Source organism: Bacillus sp. FSL M8-0025, assembly GCF_037975475.1.
Lineage (GTDB): Bacteria > Bacillota > Bacilli > Bacillales > Bacillaceae > Bacillus > Bacillus subtilis.
Genome location: NZ_CP150258.1, coordinates 3,522,978 through 3,541,977 on the forward strand (window position 1 = coordinate 3,522,978; position 19,000 = coordinate 3,541,977).

The following is a 19,000-nucleotide window of genomic DNA, read 5'->3' on the forward strand; positions in this document are numbered from 1 at the left end:
GACATTCATCCAATAGCCTTTTTTTATTTCAACATCAAAGTCAGTGTATGCTCTTCATTATCAACTGCAAAAACCTGATCATCTGTATTCACAAGAAAACGCTTCTTGCTGCTGTCATACAATACATCGCTATCACTTAAGGATAGTGACGCCGGGTTGATAGGAGAAATGTTATGAAAAATAAGCTCTGTTGCTTTATCATTCTCCAGTACATAACTGATTTTTTCATAATCAAAATTCAGCGTTTTTCTGCCGTCAGCCTTATTTCCTTCAGTATAACCATTCAATTTCGATTGAATGCTGGTGCTGCTGTCTCCTAGGAATTTCAGAAAGAATTCATAGGAAGATGCTGCGTTTTGCGAGACATAAGACGTAAATGCAGTGGCATGCAATTCAGCGTGTTTCATGTTAGTTGCAACAGCGCTCTGTTTCACATAATAAGAGTGCCCGTCAAACTTTATTTTCGCTGCTTGTTTGCCTTTTGCAGCTACCGTTACTTTTGTACCGAATGGCAGTGTAACGTCAGCCTTCTGTTTCAAACCCTGATCCTTATAAGCAGCCGCTTTTTCATTTGCTATAAACCCTTGCTTATTGATTGCAGTTAAGCGTTCCTCTGACTTGCCCTTTGCATCGCCATGATGGTTCTTCACTTCATTTTGCGGAATAGCGCCAAACGAAGCAATTGTACGAAGCGGGGCATTAAAGAACATCGTTCCCGCCATGAAGACAGTCAGAATAGACAAAATAGCAATTTGAATGGCATTGGCCAGTGATTTCGGCTTTTTCTTCTTTTTGCGGAAACGGGCAAACGCTTCAGGATCTTCTTTCTTCCTCTCTTCTGTCTGCTCTTTTTTATATGTCTCTTTTTCTTTTTTCGATAGCTTATTAAACCAGCCAATAAACGCTTTGTACTCTTTCACAACCGTTTTTGTTTCATCAAACATACGAAGCTCGCCATAGTGCATCCAAGCAACACGGTCACACATCTTTTCAATCTGACCGATTGAGTGGCTGACAAAGAAAATCGTTTTTCCTTGCTTTTTAAACTCATTTATTCTGTCTACACACTTCTGATAAAACGTTTGGTCCCCCACAGAAAGAGCTTCGTCAATAATTAAAATGTCAGGATCAATATGCACGGAGATCGCGAAACCGAGACGCGACTTCATCCCGCTGGAATAGTTTTTAACCGGCTGATTAATAAAATCGCCAATCTCGGCAAATTCAACGATGCTGTCATACATATCATCAATTTCTTTATTGGTTAACCCCATCATCAAACACTTGAGCCGGACATTGTCCCGGCCCGTTAATTGGTTATTCAAACCGGCAGCAATCGCAATCAGCGACGGCTGGCCGTTCATTTCAATTTCACCGCTGGTCGGCGGAATAATTTTAGCCAGCAGGTTAGACATGGTCGATTTTCCTGACCCGTTTATTCCTACAAAGCCGATTGTCTCCCCTTCATACACGTCAAAGGAGACATTCCGCACAGCAAAAAAACCATTATCCTTAGCCGGAAAAAACAATCCTTTAATCTTGTCCGATTGTTTTTTATACAAATGATACTGCTTTGAAACATTTCGAAACGAAACTTTTAGTTTCATCGTAAAATCTCCTTACGTATTAAAGAAAGTCAACAAACTTGTCTCTGAATTTCATATGCAGGATAGAACCTACTAACAATAAAAGGAATGTGAACAACCAAAAGTACAGCGTGTACTTCATGTCATGGAAAAACCATGCTCCATCTAAGAAGCTGTTCCGGAATCCTTCAATAATATAGAATAGTGGATTCAACTTCAGAACAGGCACTAATTCGGGGTGGCTTTGACCGAGTTTCGCATTAACATCCCAAAAAATTGGCAACAAGAAAAACAAAAGTCTTGTTACGGCCTGCAGCAAAAATTGATAATCTCTAATCAGCACACTGATCGTTGAGTTAAACAAACTAAACGAAAACATAAAAGCAATCATACAGATGAAGTAATAAATATATTGTAACCAATGCACACTCGGGAACACACCATTAACTAGGAGTACAATGATATAAATCACCATCATGATCATATAACTAAATAAGTTAGATGCAATTGCCACGGACGGTAGAGAACTAATCGGGAAGTTCATTTTAGCCACCATATTAATGCGCTTAAATACACTATTTGATCCATCAAGTATAGTTGGACTGATGAAAAACCATGGGATTAATCCTGCCAGCATCCAAATAATAAAAGGCACTTCGCCCGCTCCGGTTGTCACAGGACCGCCCTTTCTAATCCCCATACCAAATACGAACCAGTAGGCCAGCATTTGGATAAGCGGATTTAAGAACTGCCATAAGACACCTAAATAATTCATTTGATATTTAGACTTGGTTTCATAAGCCGCCAATCTTAAAATTAAAGGAAATGACGTTATTTGCTCTCTGAGTATACGCAACAAATCATTCATTTTTTATCTTCCTTAGACTTAATTGTTTTTGGGAATCTTTCTGTTTAAAATTTGAAAGCACCGCTGATTATTGTAACAGATCCTGCATTTTTTTTCACTTCTCAACAAGTATCTAAAAAGCTGCCGAAATATCGACAGCTATACATTTTATAAAATAACCTAAATTATTCAGCTTTAAATACAGTATTAACAACCTTTTCAGATGAACGTCCTGACTCTAAATAGCAAAACTTATCATAGAAAGGACCAAAAGAAACCGGAAGCTTATAATCAGGCGATGAGATCTGCTTGATAGCCTCAATCGTTTCTTCAGTAGTTTTTACCAAAGGACCAGGAGCTTCTTTTTCAAAATCAAAGTAGAAACCACGCAACTTATCCCGGTAGGTCTCGATGTCAGGGACAAAGAATAGCATTGGCCGTTTTAAATTTGCAAAATCAAAGAATACTGAAGAATAATCAGTAATCAGCAAATCAGAAACCATATACAATTCTCGAATATCCTCATAAGCAGAAAAATCATATGCAAATCCTTCAAAAGGACCTAAATCAAAATTCTCAGCTACCAGATAATGCATTCTTAAGATTACGATATATTCATTTCCAAGCTCTTGTCTAAGTTGATGCAAATCTAAATCGAGATCGAACTTATAACGCCCTTTTGCATAGAACTGATCATCTCTCCATGTAGGGGCATATAAAATAACCTTTTTATCACGAGGAATATTTAACCTACTCTTTATCAATGATATTGTTTCCTCATTATTATCATTATGAAGAAAATCATTTCTAGGATATCCAGATTCAATCATTGTCTTGTTAAACTGAAACGCCCGTGTAAAGATCTCAGTTGAATAACCATTTGGGGAAATCAAGTAATCCCAATTAGAAGCTTCCTTGATAAAATTCCTTTTATATTTTTTGGTGTTTGTACCAGGCATATGGACTTCTTCCATATCCATTGCAAGTCTTTTTAAAGGTGTGCCATGCCATGTTTGTAAATATGTTGTATGACTAGGTTTCGGAATCCATAATGGAAGCCGGCTGTTAACAACCCAATACTCAGCTCTTGCCATAGCGAAGAGCCATTTTAATGAGAGGCGATTAATGTAAGGAATTCCCTTTTCATCAAAAGGCGCTGAATATTGTTTATTTACACTCCAATACATTTTATACTCAGGGTGGTTTTCCCGCATATATTCGTAAATCGCTCTCGGATTACAACTGTATTGTTTCCCATTAAAACTTTCAAAAATGACTGTTTTCCTTTTAACTGGCATTCTGCTAGCCATCATGAATAGAGATTTGTATGTTTTAGTGATTAACTTGTTTCTCATTTTTGTGATCTTTTTTATTTTTGATACTAATCTCTTCTTCTTTCCTTTAATAAAGTATTTAATCCTTGTTTTCAGGCTATAGTCGTTTACTCTGATACCTAGAGTCTGCTTTTTCTTTTTCTTAAAGACTTCATAACGAACTGGTGCGTTGTTTGTTTTAATAATACTTACTAATCCTTTTAATTTGTTTTTTCGATCTCCTAAAACAAGAGCAGTGCTGTTGAACTGAATATCCGTTCCTTCATCGTCATTGCATATATACTCCATAAAAAGACGATAAACATAACGTTTTTCATTTGAGAAAGGAATTTCTTTCAAAGGCACTTTCACTTCAAAATCATACAGTTCCGGAACAAAACCATCTGCTCTCATGTTTTCCAGGCCATGTGTTTTTCTTTCTAGCTTGATTGGAAATTTTTCCTCAATAGGTGTTTCTCCACCCTTTTTTAAAATAAGGTTCAAGTTTTTTATCCGATATTGATTTTCGGAACTCAGGTACCCCGCATAACCTGTTATGCTTATTTCTTCAGAGCTAATCTCGATTTGATCAAATCTGATGATTTTGGCCTCTCTTTTCACCTTAATAGAAAAGTTGCCTTTATCAGTTGTATAAGGTAAAATCAAAAGTTCTGTGGTTTGATCGACATGAAAGGCGCGCTCAATTGAATTTACTTCAGCAGAAAGACGCTTCAAGAGTGGTTCCTGCTCCGCATCTTCATATTTTTTTCGAAATTCGACATAAAAATCATATGTTTGTCCCATTTCAACAGGCATAGGCAAAACATGAGCATTTATCTCAGTTTTATACTCTAATGAGCCAGTGTTTTGAAGCGGAAATTCAGATTCCGTTCCTGAACGTCTCTCTTTCAGCTTTAAAAATAACTGGTAATCCTCTAAAAATTGGTGTTCTGAATCAATTGAGATTAACAATTCAAGACTTCCTAAATTGTTTTTCAAGCTTTTCAAAATACATTTAATCACAGTGTTTTCAATCATTACTTTTTTCTGCTCCTCTGTATAAAAGCTCTTTCCTTTTTGCTTCCTTTTATTAGTGTCAACTACTAAGGACATTACCCAAAATATTAACTCTCTTTTATTTCCGTGACCCTCCAAGAGAAATTGCCTTTAACTGTTGTATAGGGCTCTACTCTATAGCCATTATTAGTATCTATACTGTTTCCTGACAATTTTGTTTCTTCACTCGAAAGTCTTCGCATTGTTTTAATATGGCCATTTGCATTGAAAACAATATAAAAATCAATAACTTGGGTTTTATTAGCAGCTATCTTTTCAATATTTACATCTTTTTCGAGATCAATTACAAACAGTTGATCATTTTGTAAGTTTGTTGAAATAATTTCAGCCTTATTCTTTCTGTCCAAGCCCACTAAACGTATTTTTTTAATATCATTATGATCAAAATTCTCAATGTCAATTTCTATTTTAGTTTTATCAAAATCCTCAGTATAGGAACTAATAGAAGGATCTTTTTTTCCAACCTTTTTAGAGAACTTCTCTCTTTCTATTCGCACCTCAATCATCTGATTAAGAGCAAAAGCCCAATTTTCAATATAGTTGGGTCTTGAATATTTTTCAGCCATTTTAAAAGCTTGTTCTGAAAATTTTTGATGAGTACTTTCATCTTTCATCAAAGAGATAATAGCTTGACCCAATTTCTCTATATTATACTGTTCAATGACATATCCATTTGCTCCGTCAGTAACTAAGCTCCTTGCTCCGTAATCATAATCGTATGTTACAACTGGACATCCATTGCTCAGTGCCTCCATATTTGATAGACCGAACCCTTCAAAATGAGAGGTTGAGATGGTTAGCCAAGCTTTTTGAAACTCTGAGTCAGGGTTATCCGTATAGCCTTTCAAAAAGACATTATTCTGCAGTTTGGTATCTTCAATTTCTTTTTTTATTTTTTCGAAATCTTCACCCGATCCGAATATATCAAGTTTTGCTTCAGGAATTTCTTTCACGACTAAACTAAATGCTTTTACTGCATGTATCAGATTTTTCATAGATGCAAGTCTTGAAATAATGACAGCTTTGTATTTTTCACTCGGCACATTCAATACAGCGGGATCAAGAGGCTTATCAATTGTATGCGGAGTAAAGAAAAACGTCTCTTGTTCCCCTGAAATCAATTTAAAATCTTCTAGCTGCTCCTCAGTTATAAAAAAGACAGCATCCAAATTATACATCTGACTAAATACTTCTTTATAGCGACCCTTAATTTGATATTTATTGCTGCCGTAATGCTTGTTATGAATAATTGCTCCATAATAGGAAGAAGGTGATTTTTTCACTTTAAAGACATGTTTGTCTTGCGGTCTGCTGTCCACTAAAAACAACTTAGGTTTATCATTTTGTTTTTGCAGATATTCTATCCAATATTGACGCAGTTCCGATTCATCTTTTACTTTTATCTCACCCTCAAGGGAGTACCAAATAATATGAGATAATTGAACATCTTTTTCTTCATTGTTCCATACATAGAGTTTGTCTAAATATACTTGATTTTGGTCATTAATATATTCCTGCAGATACATCTTGTTTAGCTGCACATCATAATGAGTAACGAGAACTAAGTTTCCGTTCTTCGTATATTCCTCTCTCTTTATGAGCTGGTTTTTATCATTCCAATAGTCGACGTACCGGATAGTTTCTCCATCTCCGTAGTAAACTACAGACATTTCATTGTTCTTCTTACCAAACAATCTCGACACAGTTTTTGCAAATTTTCCCATTCCAACTTGCTTTTTTATCTGGTCAAGGCCTATCCTTTCTTCGTATGATCTTTTCCCATTTGTTCTAACACTTAAAAAATCATCGAATAGATTAATAACACTTGTGAATTTTTTATCAATCTTACCGTTGCTGTACAATTCATCAATTTTTGAAGACAACTCTAAATCAAAACGAAACGTTAAGAAAAAGGTGTTTTGGTTACACTCTTCTCCAAATAATTTTGAACGCAATAATAATGATTTCGTCAGACCGCCATAATTACTTGGCAGTCCACCAGAGATAAAATAATAATCCATGTCAGGAATTTGTTTTATATTAGATTCACTCACCGCATGTAAAGACAATTTTTTACTCCCTTTCGGCATCTAGAATATATGATCATTGAAATTTATATCTACCCGGATACTTTAGTCACAAAAATCAATGTAAGCATCAAAAAGTACTTCTTATTTCAATAAGAAGTACTTTAATTAGATATTGAACCAATGATATCAGGATCCTAAATTATAAACCAGCAATTTCCTCTTTGATCTTTGTTGTAGAGATGCCTTCTGTTCTTGGGAGGTAAACAACCTCACACTGATCTTTGAGAAAGTCAAATTTACCTTCCCAGTCATCCCCCATAACAAAAACATCAATATTATGATCAATAATATCTTGCTTTTTTTGCTCCCAATTCTTTTCAGGAATTACTTCGTCCACATATCGAATGGTTTCTAAAATTAATTTACGGTGCTCATAGCTGTGATAAGCTTTTTTTTGCTTTTGTAAATTGAATTCATCCGTTGAAATAGCAACAACTAAATAATCACCAAGCTGCTTTGCACGCTCAAGCAATTTAATGTGACCCCAATGCAGTAAATCAAAAGTTCCATATGTGATAACTTTTTTCATTTAAAGAAACGCTCCTTCCTAATGTTAAACACTATTAAAAACACTACTGACGTTAGCGATTAAATTCTAAAAACCTGTTTGTATTCCTTATATCGACATATTTCTCGTATGTCTTCACTGATCATTAATTATAGCATACCGCCTAAAAAAGGTTAAGTACTCATGAGGAGAAAAACATTCCAAAATATGTAATTACACTCAGACTCCATTGGCACCAAGGTCTGTTGTTCATTCGTTCATTCAATTGTAAAATTGGAAACATATTTAAATTTAATGTAAAGATAATGTTAATCCTTTGTTGAAGATTTATGTTAAAATATAAGGTAGCTTGATTTTGCTTTTAGAAACTCTCGGTTTTTAACTATATAAATAGAATCTTAAAGGAAGGAGGAGCCAGACATGCAAACAGAGACTATTCACAATATTCCTTATGTTAACAGTAACTTAACATCATTTATCGATTACCTAGAGAAACATTATATTGATCAAAAGATTGGTGCTGTCATTTCCACAGTCAACCCTGAAATTGCATTTGCAGCTATTAAAGATCGGGACTACTTTGATGTACTATCTTCTTCAAACTTCATTTTGCCTGATGGGATCGGTGTAGTCATGATGTCACGTTTGACTAACAACAGGCTTCAGTCCCGAATCGCAGGTTACGATGTTTTTAAAGAACTTCTGGGCGTTGCTAACAAAAAGAAAAAACGCATATTTCTGTACGGTGCGAAGAAAGATGTTATAAAAGGTGTTGTATCCAAAATTTCTTCTGAATACCCAAACATTAAAATCGCAGGTTATTCAGACGGTTATGTTCAAGATCGCACCCTAGTGGCAAAACAAATTGCAAGAGCAAATCCTGACATGGTATTCGTAGCTTTAGGGTATCCTCATCAAGAGAAATTCATTCATAACTACAGACACTTGTTCCCTAAAGCCGTATCTATAGGTCTAGGAGGAAGCTTTGATGTATTTAGCGGTAATGTCAAACGGGCCCCTTCCTGGATGATACGTTTAAATTTAGAATGGTTCTACCGGTTAATCTTGAATCCATGGCGATGGAAAAGAATGCTTAGCATCCCAAAATATGCTTTAACGGTTTTAAAAGAAGAAAAAAACAAAAAAACTTTCTATCCAAAGCCTGAAAAAGATCATACAAAACAGATTTAAAAACGAAAACTTTCAAATAAATGGATGATAAAAATGAAAATAAGATCACTACTGGCGAATTGCTATTTGTATTTTTTATCAGCAATCGCCTTTTTTCTGCAATGGGTGAAACCTGAAAGCAAAGTGACCCTCCTGATCTCATTCGAAGCAAACGCAAAAGCGATTCTTGAGGAATATGAACAAGGACAATACTCTTATAAACTTAACATCCTGTATACCCAGCAGGCCTCTGCTATTGCCGAGAGCTTCCCGAATGTAGATGCATATTTATTACAAGAAAAAAACCCTATCCATCTCATTAAAGCTGTATACCTAATGTTTAACAGTAAAGTGATCATAACAGATAATTACTTTCTATTAACAAGTGTGTTAAATAAGCGGAAGCAAACGAAATGTATCCAAGTATGGCACGCAAATGGCTCACTCAAAAAATTTGGTTTGGAAGACATTACAAACATGCAACGGACGAAAACTGATATTAAAAGGTTCCAAAAAGTATACAGTTCGTATGATTATTTAACTGTTGGCTCAGAAGAGATGGCAAATATCTTCAAGAAATCATTTGGAATAAAGGATAACCAATTATTAAAAATAGGTGTACCTTTAACAGACCCTTATTACCGAGAAAACAAGAAAAAAATTTCAGATACTCTAAACATACAAAGAAAAAAAATAATCCTCTATGCACCGACGTTTAGAGATTATAATATGCAATCAATTCAATTGCCTTTTACAGAAGAACAATTAATTCATCAGTTAAAAGAAGAATATGTTTTATTTGTTAAGCTGCATCCCGCCATTCAGAACAATATTGATATTAAATATTCCAGTGATTATATTAAAGATGTTTCTAACTATGCCTTGTTTGATCTACTCATGGCTGCAGACATATTAATCACTGACTATTCTTCTGTTCCCTTTGAATTTTCGATTTTAAATAAACCCATTCTTTTTTATACTTACGATTTAAAACTTTATCAACAGAAGCGGGGATTGGTTGATAATTATCTTTCCATAATACCTGGAAGAGCCTGCTATGACAGTGAATCATTAATAAATGAAATTCAAACCCCATTTAATTATTCCAAAATAAAAGTTTTTTCCGATAGATGGAATAAGTATTCTGATGGGAATTCAAGCCAAAATTTATTGAATTTCATCGAAAATTTAATAAGCTAAATGATGACACTTGTTCAAAACAGAACAAGTGTTCTTTTTTTCTATTGACTACCGAACGTATGTTTGCTTTAATGTAATTAGTTGCTTATGGCAGCAAATAATAATAGAGGTGGTAAATTTATGAGAAAAAAAGAACTGTTTGATTTCACCAACATCACGCCAAAATTATTTACTGAACTACGTGTAGCAGACAAAACCGTACTTCAATCATTCAATTTCGATGAGAAAAACCACCAAATTTATACAACCCAAGTCGCAAGTGGATTAGGAAAAGACAACACCCAAAGCTATCGCATAACTCGTCTATCTCTTGAAGGTTTACAATTAGACAGCATGCTGTTGAAACATGGAGGTCATGGTACAAATATTGGAATTGAAAACCGTAATGGCACCATTTATATTTGGTCTCTATACGATAAACCAAACGAAACAGATAAAAGTGAATTAGTTTGTTTCCCATATAAAGCAGGCGCGACTTTAGATGAAAATTCTAAAGAACTTCAGCGATTCTCGAATATGCCTTTCGATCATAGGGTTACACCTGCTCTTGATATGAAGAATAGACAGTTGGCAATTAGACAATACGATACAAAAAATAATAATAATAAACAGTGGGTGACAATCTTTAACCTGGACGATGCAATAGCAAATAAAAACAATCCTCTTTATACTATTAACATTCCTGACGAACTTCATTATTTACAAGGTTTCTTTTTAGATGACGGTTATTTATATTGGTATACAGGAGATACAAACAGCAAAAGCTATCCGAATCTCATAACTGTATTTGATTCCGATAATAAAATAGTGCTGCAAAAAGAAATTACTGTTGGCAAAGACTTGTCCACCAGATATGAGAATAACTTCCGTGAACCGGAAGGGATCTGTATGTACACCAATCCTGAAACTGGGGCAAAATCATTAATGGTGGGAATTACAAGTGGAAAAGAAGGAAATCGTATAAGCAGAATTTATGCATACCATTCTTATGAAAACTTCATGAATCATGTACCTATGCTTCGATCCCCTTTATTAAAAACCGTGGGGCACCAAGATACACCTCCAGAAAGATTTCAACCATTTATGCAAACCTTCATTTTAGAGTATAATGCTCAAAACAAAAAATGGATGGTTCCGACTTCAGGTTATTTACCATCTTACACATCAAATTTAGTCCGAAATATTACTATCAATGCAGATGGAAACTTGCAAGTCACATTAAATGAACGCTATATTAGTTTACTGCATCAATCGATAGAAGGAGATTTCCGCTTAAAACAAAAGGATATCCGAATGGGATCCTGGTATTTTGCCGGCGGAGAAAAATCAAATGTGCTTGAAATAGGTTTTATGAAAGGGAGTACAAAAATCAGACCCGATGATGCAGCCATCTCAAATGCTTCAAGAATGAGTATTTTTATGATTGTTGCGGACAAGATTGAGGTGTGATAAACAAATAGGCTGTAGCTATTAAATAGCTACAGCCTATTTGCAACTTTCTAAGTTTTTTATCGATATTCCGGAACATCAAAGTAAAGTGTATAGCCGTCCAGCAATGAATACAGGCTGTACATGCGGTTTACTTGTTTGTACGCCCAGCCGATGTCTGTTGCGTATTGATGTGTCGCTGTAGCTGACCATCTCATTTTGTACAGTGTGTCCTGATTGTAAGCTGTGTTGTGGATATACGATGAGCCTATGAATTTAGCTCCGCCGATAATGGCCGCTTCTGGTGTGAACCAGCCCTGCTCGTACGCATATTTGGCTCCGTAGTAATTCGGATTGCTGTCGTATGCTCCAATTCCATACATGTTGTATACGGTTTTTCCGTTATAGGTTAATCCATTGGCTAAAGCGGATGTCCCGTTTCCTGTTTCCAGAAGAGCGTGTGAGATTAAATACAGTTCGTTGATGCTATATTGATTGGCGGCATCGATAAATGCCTTTGCTCTCCCTGTCAGGATGCCTTTACCCGCAAGCACTTTCTGATTGACCTCAGTAACGCTGAGACCCGCTGTCTGTGACAGCTTGAGAAATTGGAAGTAGTATTTGCTGTCTCTGGAAAAGTTATTCGGATCCACGTATTGAACTACTTCATCACTGCTTGCGTTTCGCCAGCCCAAATTGATCTTAGCCCAGCCGTTTATCTGTCCGATGACTTTCACTTTATCGCCTTTTTTAAACTGGCCGATCACGTTTGTCGGGCTGACTTCCGGCGTTGACCGGATATTTAGTACATCAGCCGTAACGGTTGATGTTGCTGTATTAATGTACGTGAGCGATACGTAAGCCGCTCCGTCTGTTTGCGGACTTACTGTCATTTGTTTTTGGACCATATCACGAAGCGAGAGATTGTAGTTTGTTTTCATGATTTGCGGGCCGTTTTTGATCTTCACGATAGATGATGTCCATCCGTATAATTGTTTTAGCTTCAATGATGCCGCAGCAGCTGTATCATTGCCTGTGAACTGCTCATTTACGCTGATTTTATAAAGCGTATTGCTTTTCGATGTGTAGCTGGGGGTTACACTTTTCGATTTAAGATAGGTTAACCCATTGTTCAATGCTGTTTTGCTGCTGAGCTGTGTTGTCACGATTTTGTATTGTGTATATGCAGTCTGGCCTGTTTTTGATGTTGTGACTGCGATTTTATTTTGTTTGAAAAATGTTAAAACGCGGTCAATCTCTTCTTGGCTGATGATAGCTTCAGTTGTGATTTGATAGCTGCTCGCAGCTGTCTGACCGGTTTTCTGGCTTGCTGCTGATATATGATTCGATTTGAAAAACGTGAGTGCCTGATTGACTTTCGTTTGATCAAGCAGAGATTCGGTTGTGATTTTAAACGTGTCAGCTATTTGTTTTTTGACGGATTTCGCAGAAGCACTCAGCTGATTTTTCTTTAATATGTTCAAGCCCTTTGTGACTTTTGCTTGATCTGATGTTTCTTCTGAGATGAGCTGATATTGATTTTCTGCTGTTGATCCAGCTGCTGTTTTTGCAGCTTTTACTTTTTTCTGAGCAAAGAAGGCTGCTGCTTTGTTTGCTTGCTGCTCGCCTAAAATCTTTGCCGTCGTGATTTGATAAGCTGCAGACGTTGTCGTTTTTTTGACGCTGGATGACGTGTAATGCCATTTTTTCTTTTTAAAGAAAGTGTCTATTTTTTGGAGCTGCTGTTTTGTTATACCCTTCATATTCACGGTATATGATGTGCTTTTTCCAACCTGTTGATAACTGCCGGATACGCCAGTGTTTTTCTTGATTTGGCTGATGGCGTCCTTTACTGTATTCAGCCCTTTGAAATAAGCTGATTGGACATTGTATGACTCAACGGTTGTTTTTTGATTGATGGACTTGTAGCTGCCTGTGATGCCAGTGCTCTGTTTCAGCTGCTGCAATAGAGTTTTGGCATTCGCTTCACCTGAAATAGCGGCAGTTGTGAACGTATAATAGGCTTGTCCTTTCACCGTTTCCTTTAATGATGCATGCAGCCCGGATTCCTTTTGGAAGGCGTTTTTGATCTGCGCTGCTCTGCTGTCTCCCACGATTGTGCCAGACTGAATGGTTGTGACAGACACCGTGTGTGTGATGGGCTGATACGAGCTTTTAATCCCTGTTTGCTTAGCCAGGCTCTGGATAAGCGCCTTGACTTTTGTCTCATCAGCAATGTCTGATGTCATGACGTTCATATAGGGCCGAGCTGCTCCGTAAGCTTTTACAGCGCCTGCCACTCCCGTCTCCTGTTTCAGCTTTGCTAGGGTAGTGTTGGCCTGTTTTTCTCCGGAGATGGCACCTGACGAGATGGTGACATATGGCTGTTTGCTTCCAACAGGACTTGACGTTCCTGTAATCGATGTCTGTTTGGCGAGTCCGCTCAGTATTGCTTTCGCTTCTGATTCGCTATGAATGCCTGAGGCGGAAATTTGGTAGGTCGTTGTTGTGCCTGAAGCCTGATAGGATGCATCCCAGCCAGTATCTTTTTCCAGTTTGGCGACAGCTTGTGAGGCTTGGCTTTCTGTACTGAACGTATTCGACGGCTCTACTTTATATAGTGAGTAGTCGGTATACGCGGCTGCCTGGGCAGAACCAGATATGGCAAAAAAGGCAAGGGACGCGGCGGATAGAAGCATAGGTGCGATTAGTCTCTTTTTCATTCCTTCTCCTCTTTCTTATTCTATGAGTATATAAAACTAGTTTATTTATCGGCACGCGCATGCTTCATTTATAGGTGAATCACTTCCATTTTCTAATAAAAAAAACTTAATCTCGAAGTGAGATTAAGTTTAAATATGAGACACGATAAGGGTACAAGTTCCTTTTATCGTAAAATCGGGCATTTGAGCCGGCAAAATAAAGTGATCACCTTTTTTGAGCGGACATGTTTTGTCCTCATACTTGAGCAAACCGCTTCCTTCTATCACGCTGCAAATCAGAAAGGATTCATCCTGAGCCATTTCAGCTTCGCCATTGATGTCCCATTTATACACCGAAAAATATTCCCCTTGAACAAACGTTTTAATGGTTATGCCTTTTCTTGATTCGGTCGATTCATCTATATACCCGTCCACATGGGGAACCGTGGCGGCATTGACCGCTTTGGCAAAATGAAGCTCTCTCGGACTTCCGTTGCTATCAAGACGGTCATAATCGTACACCCGGTATGTGGCATCTGAATTTTGCTGAGTCTCTAAAACAAGGGCCCCCTTGCACAATGCGTGCAGCGTTCCGCTCGGCACATAATAGAAATCACCCGGTTTAATTTTGATTCTTCGCAGCAGGCCCTCCCAGTCACCGCTGTTGATCATTGTGACAAGTTCGGTTTTTGAGCGGGCCGTATGCCCGTAAATGATTTCTGCGTTTTCCTTACAGTCGATAATGTACCAGCATTCCGTCTTGCCGAGTTCTCCCTCTTCGTTTTCTCCGGCATAGTAATCATCAGGGTGAACTTTAATTGACGTATCTTCCTTCACATCCAGCAGCTTTGTCAGAAGCGGAAACCGATCCCCCTCTACGCCGCCGAATACTTCACGGTGCTCTTCCCAAAGCTCGATCAATGTCTTTCCTTTATACGGGCCATTTGCAACAGTGCTCGGTCCTTTTGGATGAGCGGAAATGACCCAGCATTCCCCCGTTGATTCTGAAGGAATACTGTATCCAAATCTATCTCGTAAAGCGGTTCCGCCCCAGATTTTTTCTTTAAACACAGGCGTTAGAAAAATCGGTGATTGCGTCATGATCCGTACCCCTCCCCTGTAAATAACTGATCATCATTTTCCCGGTGCGCCCCTCTTACAAACGCCCGTATAAGCTGCCTTTTTCCGATGACAACATATGTACAAAGCATCATCTTTTCATTACCCCTTCAAAGAAAACGCTTCCTATCTATTATATCACGTCGAAAAGAAGCTTTGTTTCAGCCTTTTCCTCGATAAGAATAATTCTCCTTTTTTGATACAAATTAATAAAAACCGTCAATCTGTTTACGAAGGAGAGAAACTATGCAAATCGACTCTGATCTCCAGAACAATTTAGACACACTGAAAAAAACATTGGGACAAAACGACGATATGATGTTTTATACATTTGCTTTCGGAGATAGCAGACAAAAGGCGTGTTTACTGTATATTGACGGTCTGACAGAGAATAAAATGCTGGCGCAATACGTCATTTCTCCTTTACAAAAAGAGGCGTTGGCCCATAAGGAATGCTCGATTGAAGACTTATCCGCCTTTTTTTTCGGCTTTCACCACAGCGTTGTTTCTACAATGAAAGAAATAGAGCAGCTCGTTTTTTCAGGGCAAGCCATTTTGCTCGCTGATGGCTATCGCGGAGGATTAGCTTTCGACACAAAGTCAGTCGCAACACGCAGTCTTGATGAACCCTCCTCCGAAGTCGTGGAACGCGGCCCTAAAATAGGATTTATTGAAAAGCTGCGGACAAACACGGCGCTTTTGCGTGAACGGACGAGTGATCCTAATCTCGTCATCAAAGAAATGACACTCGGAAAAAGGACCAAAAAGAAAATCGCTGTCGCTTATATTCAGGATATCGCCCCAGATTATGTCGTCAAAGAAGTGTTTAAAAGGCTGAAATCAGTCAATATAGATAATTTGCCGGAATCGGGGACGCTTGAACAGCTGATTGAAGACGAACCATTTTCAATTTTCCCCACAATATTAAGCACAGAACGACCGGACCGGGTCGAAAGTTCTCTATTAGAAGGGCGAGTGTCCATATTAGTGGATGGTACGCCGTTTGCTTTGATTGTACCGGCTACGGTTGACGAATTTATTCATTCGCCCGATGATTACAGCCAGCGCTGGATCCCAATGTCACTTGTACGCCTTCTTCGTTATTCCAGCATCCTGATCACCATTTATTTGCCCGGTCTGTATATTTCTCTCGTTTCTTTTCACACCGGGCTATTGCCGACTAGAATGGCCATTTCCATTGCAGGCAGCAGGCTTAACGTACCATTCCCGCCTTTTGTAGAGGCCTTTATCATGATCTTTACGATCGAATTGATTCGAGAAGCCGGATTAAGGCTGCCTAAGCCGATTGGACAGACAATTGGCCTTATCGGCGGCGTTGTCATCGGACAGGCAGCTGTTCAGGCGCAAATTGTCAGTGCGCTTATGGTCATTGTCGTTTCTGTCACAGCACTGGCATCCTTTACCGTTCCTTCATACGCCTATAACTTTCCGCTGCGGATCATTCGGATCGGGGTTATGATAAGTGCAACAGCGCTTGGCATGTACGGCGTTATAATGGTTTATCTGTTTGTGATCGGCCATCTCATGCGCCTGAAAAGCTTTGGCCAGGATTACATTATCCCGATCATGGCGCAGCCTGGACAGGATTTGAAAGACACAGTCATCCGTATTCCCACGATGTTTTTAAAAAGAAGACCGACACGAAACGATCCCGAAGATAACATCAGACAAAGGTGATGGCTATGAGGAAATCAGAGCATAAACTGACATTTATGCAGACGCTCATTATGATCAGCAGCACATTGATTGGTGCCGGGGTGCTGACCCTTCCCCGCTCAGCCGCCGAAACCGGCAGTCCGAGCGGATGGCTAATGATACTGCTCCAGGGCGTTATTTTTATTATCATCGTTCTGCTTTTTTTGCCTTTTCTTCAAAAAAACAGCGGAAAAACTCTTTTTAAGCTCAATAACATTGTAGCTGGAAAATTCATCGGCTTTCTATTGAATTTATATATCTGTCTATATTTCATTGGAATTGTTTGCTTTCAAGCTCGGATTTTGGGAGAAGTTGTCGGATTCTTTTTGTTGAAAAACACCCCAATGGCAGTTGTGGTGTTTATATTTCTTGCAGTTGCCATCTATCATGTAGGCGGAGGCGTTTATTCAATTGCAAAAGTATACGCTTATATTTTTCCTATAACCCTTATTATTTTTATGATGCTTCTGATGTTCAGCTTTCGCTTGTTCCAGCTTGATTTTATCCGGCCGGTATTTGAAGGAGGCTATCAAAGCTTTTTCTCTTTATTCCCAAAAACATTATTATATTTCTCCGGATTTGAAATCATTTTTTACCTGGTCCCCTTTATGAGAGATCCAAAGCAAGTGAAAAAGGCTGTTGCTCTGGGCATCGCGACTTCCACATTGTTCTACAGCATTACTTTGCTCATTGTGATTGGCTGTATGACTGTGGCTGAGGCAAAAACGGTGACATGGCCGACCATTTCCCTTATTCACGCATTAGAGGTTCCGGGTATTTTTATTGAACGATTTGATTTGTTCTTACAGCTGACCTGGACAGCCCAGCAATTTGCCTGTATGCTCGGATCCTTTAAAGGCGCCCATATCGGGTTAACGGAAATCTTTCATCTAAAAAATAAAAACAATGCATGGCTGCTGACTGCAATGCTGGCTGCGACGTTTTTCATAACGATGTATCCCAAGGACTTGAATGACGTGTTTTATTACGGGACACTTCTTGGATATGCTTTCTTAATTGTGATTACAATTCCATTCTTCGTCTGGTTTTTAAGCTGGATACAGAAAAAAATAGGGAGGGGGCAGCTGCAATGAAAACAGCATCAAAATTCTCCGTCATGTTTTTTATGCTGCTGGTCCTCTGCGGGTGCTGGGATGTCAAAGATATCGAGCAACTATCCTTCGCAAGAGGGCTGGCGATCGATGAGACAGATGATCACCAGTACAAACTGACGTATCAAAACCTTCTTCCCCAAAGCGAAGACAGCCAAGCATCCGGAAAACCCGAATTTGTCAATGTGACGTCCTACGGGAAAACGATTCTTGAAGCAGTCAGTGATGTATCCATCAAGGACCCTCCTGTTTATAGCGATCATTTAAAAGTGATTCTTCTGGGAGAAAAACTGATGAGGAATCAAAATGTAGACCAAGTCCTCAACCACTTTATCCGGGATGATGAGCTGCGGCGAAGCAGCTATTTGATGGCAGCCAGAGGGAATGCAGCTGATGTTTTCACAAAAGGAAACCCCAATCAGCAGCAACCGATGCCCTCCGAAAAACTGATTGATTTGACAACTCACAGCGGATATAACGGTAAGATTATGATACCGCTGCGCATCGGAAGAGCTTCTGTCTACTCTCAGAACGGGTACAGTTATCTTATTCAAACCGTGAAAAACGAAAAGGGAAAAGCCAAGTATGACGGAGCAGGCATTATCAAAAGGGGCAGCAATAAACTCGTTGGGTTTCTTTCAGCTGATGAAACCCAAACACTGTCATGGGTCATGGGGACGATCCAAGGCGGTGTCATGCCGACGACAGATAAAGGACATCCGATTACGTTTGAAATTAAAAAGTCGAAAACGAAAATTAAGCCCGTCATTGAAAACGGAAAGCCTGTCTTTCAGATTTCTGTTAAAACGAAGGGCATCCTGACAGAAGACCAAAACCCGAATGAAGACTCCTTTAGCAAAAGATATTTACACAGGCTGGAGAACATTTTTGCGAAAAAGCTTGAACGAGATGTTAAGCAGGTAATGGATAAACTGCAGCACGAGTATAAAACCGATCCGGTCTTTTTATCAGACCACATAAGGATTCAACACCCTGACTACTGGAATAAAGTAAAAGGGCATTGGGATGAAATATTTTCTGAGACTGATTTTAAGTACGATATTTCTTTTAAAATCATTAACTTTGGCACGGTGGGAAAGTAAGCAATCAAAAGGGTGCGCATGATCGCGCA

13 protein-coding genes are annotated in these 19,000 nt (G+C 38.5%); 6 read left to right on the forward strand and 7 right to left on the reverse strand.

The genetic code is table 11. The features are described 5' to 3' along the window. Nucleotides 1–23 precede the first annotated feature (23 nt). From tagH to tagD, 5 genes are all read right to left on the reverse strand, one after another. On the reverse strand, nucleotides 24–1,607 hold the full coding sequence (gene tagH, locus MKX38_RS18225) for a teichoic acids export ABC transporter ATP-binding subunit TagH (protein ID WP_339187965.1): 1,584 nt from the start codon (nucleotides 1,605–1,607) through the stop codon (nucleotides 24–26). 19 nt (nucleotides 1,608–1,626) lie between these two features. Beyond that, nucleotides 1,627–2,454: a teichoic acids export ABC transporter permease subunit TagG gene (gene tagG / locus MKX38_RS18230; protein ID WP_003227928.1), complete on the reverse strand. Its 828-nt coding sequence runs from the start codon at nucleotides 2,452–2,454 to the stop codon at nucleotides 1,627–1,629. A 164-nt stretch (nucleotides 2,455–2,618) separates the two neighbouring features. Further along, nucleotides 2,619–4,859, reverse strand: a complete 2,241-nt coding sequence (gene tagF / locus MKX38_RS18235; protein WP_032722621.1) for a teichoic acid poly(glycerol phosphate) polymerase — start codon at nucleotides 4,857–4,859, stop codon at nucleotides 2,619–2,621. An 11-nt stretch (nucleotides 4,860–4,870) separates the two neighbouring features. Continuing rightward, on the reverse strand, nucleotides 4,871–6,892 hold the full coding sequence (gene tagE, locus MKX38_RS18240) for a poly(glycerol-phosphate) alpha-glucosyltransferase (RefSeq protein WP_032722623.1): 2,022 nt from the start codon (nucleotides 6,890–6,892) through the stop codon (nucleotides 4,871–4,873). A 160-nt stretch (nucleotides 6,893–7,052) separates the two neighbouring features. Continuing rightward, the gene (tagD, locus tag MKX38_RS18245; protein ID WP_003227921.1) at nucleotides 7,053–7,442 is read right to left on the reverse strand and encodes a glycerol-3-phosphate cytidylyltransferase; all 390 of its coding nucleotides are present in this window, start codon (nucleotides 7,440–7,442) and stop codon (nucleotides 7,053–7,055) included. 399 nt (nucleotides 7,443–7,841) lie between these two features. Here tagD and tagA point away from each other — a divergent pair, with 399 nt between their 5' ends. From tagA to MKX38_RS18260, 3 genes are all read left to right on the forward strand, one after another. Further along, nucleotides 7,842–8,612: an N-acetylglucosaminyldiphosphoundecaprenol N-acetyl-beta-D- mannosaminyltransferase gene (tagA, locus tag MKX38_RS18250; RefSeq protein WP_003227919.1), complete on the forward strand. Its 771-nt coding sequence runs from the start codon at nucleotides 7,842–7,844 to the stop codon at nucleotides 8,610–8,612. Nucleotides 8,613–8,645: 33 nt separating this feature from the next. Next, nucleotides 8,646–9,791, forward strand: coding sequence for a teichoic acid glycerol-phosphate primase (gene tagB, locus MKX38_RS18255; RefSeq protein ID WP_009968271.1), 1,146 nt, complete (start codon nucleotides 8,646–8,648; stop codon nucleotides 9,789–9,791). 120 nt (nucleotides 9,792–9,911) lie between these two features. Further along, nucleotides 9,912–11,240 carry a teichoic acid biosynthesis protein gene (locus MKX38_RS18260; protein WP_033884187.1) on the forward strand — a complete coding sequence of 443 codons (1,329 nt, stop codon included), beginning with the start codon at nucleotides 9,912–9,914 and terminating at the stop codon, nucleotides 11,238–11,240. A 59-nt stretch (nucleotides 11,241–11,299) separates the two neighbouring features. On the opposite strand, the gene lytD is transcribed toward MKX38_RS18260, so the two are convergent. After that, nucleotides 11,300–13,942, reverse strand: a complete 2,643-nt coding sequence (gene lytD / locus MKX38_RS18265) for a beta-N-acetylglucosaminidase LytD (protein WP_033884189.1) — start codon at nucleotides 13,940–13,942, stop codon at nucleotides 11,300–11,302. A gap of 129 nt (nucleotides 13,943–14,071) precedes the next feature. Continuing rightward, complete coding sequence (gene manA, locus MKX38_RS18270; RefSeq protein ID WP_167408483.1) at nucleotides 14,072–15,022, reverse strand: mannose-6-phosphate isomerase, class I; 951 nt, start codon at nucleotides 15,020–15,022, stop codon at nucleotides 14,072–14,074. A gap of 264 nt (nucleotides 15,023–15,286) precedes the next feature. Here manA and gerBA point away from each other — a divergent pair, with 264 nt between their 5' ends. From gerBA to gerBC, 3 genes are read left to right on the forward strand one after another with little or no spacing between them, the layout of a single operon-like run. Then, on the forward strand, nucleotides 15,287–16,738 hold the full coding sequence (gene gerBA, locus MKX38_RS18275) for a spore germination protein GerBA (RefSeq protein ID WP_003243291.1): 1,452 nt from the start codon (nucleotides 15,287–15,289) through the stop codon (nucleotides 16,736–16,738). A gap of 5 nt (nucleotides 16,739–16,743) precedes the next feature. Continuing rightward, entirely contained in the window at nucleotides 16,744–17,850 is a 1,107-nt protein-coding gene (gene gerBB / locus MKX38_RS18280; protein ID WP_015251082.1) for a spore germination protein GerBB, read from the forward strand. Continuing rightward, nucleotides 17,847–18,971 (forward strand): spore germination protein GerBC, encoded by a 1,125-nt coding sequence (gerBC, locus tag MKX38_RS18285; RefSeq protein WP_191603849.1) that lies wholly within the window; start codon nucleotides 17,847–17,849, stop codon nucleotides 18,969–18,971. Before gerBB ends, gerBC begins: the two co-directional genes overlap by 4 nt. The last annotated feature ends 29 nt before the right edge of the window (nucleotides 18,972–19,000 follow it).

Excerpts from the sequence above, each read along its gene's own strand:
- tagB (WP_009968271.1), top strand. The coding sequence starts at position 8,646 with ATGAAAATAAGATCACTACTGGCGAATTGCTATTTGTATTTTTTATCA.
- gerBA (WP_003243291.1), top strand. The coding sequence starts at position 15,287 with ATGCAAATCGACTCTGATCTCCAGAACAATTTAGACACACTGAAAAAA.
- MKX38_RS18260 (WP_033884187.1), top strand. The coding sequence starts at position 9,912 with ATGAGAAAAAAAGAACTGTTTGATTTCACCAACATCACGCCAAAATTA.
- tagG (WP_003227928.1), bottom strand. The coding sequence starts at position 2,454 with ATGAATGATTTGTTGCGTATACTCAGAGAGCAAATAACGTCATTTCCT.
- manA (WP_167408483.1), bottom strand. The coding sequence starts at position 15,022 with ATGACGCAATCACCGATTTTTCTAACGCCTGTGTTTAAAGAAAAAATC.
- tagA (WP_003227919.1), top strand. The coding sequence starts at position 7,842 with ATGCAAACAGAGACTATTCACAATATTCCTTATGTTAACAGTAACTTA.
- tagD (WP_003227921.1), bottom strand. The coding sequence starts at position 7,442 with ATGAAAAAAGTTATCACATATGGAACTTTTGATTTACTGCATTGGGGT.
- gerBC (WP_191603849.1), top strand. The coding sequence starts at position 17,847 with ATGAAAACAGCATCAAAATTCTCCGTCATGTTTTTTATGCTGCTGGTC.
- lytD (WP_033884189.1), bottom strand. The coding sequence starts at position 13,942 with ATGAAAAAGAGACTAATCGCACCTATGCTTCTATCCGCCGCGTCCCTT.
- gerBB (WP_015251082.1), top strand. The coding sequence starts at position 16,744 with ATGAGGAAATCAGAGCATAAACTGACATTTATGCAGACGCTCATTATG.
- tagF (WP_032722621.1), bottom strand. The coding sequence starts at position 4,859 with ATGTCCTTAGTAGTTGACACTAATAAAAGGAAGCAAAAAGGAAAGAGC.
- tagH (WP_339187965.1), bottom strand. The coding sequence starts at position 1,607 with ATGAAACTAAAAGTTTCGTTTCGAAATGTTTCAAAGCAGTATCATTTG.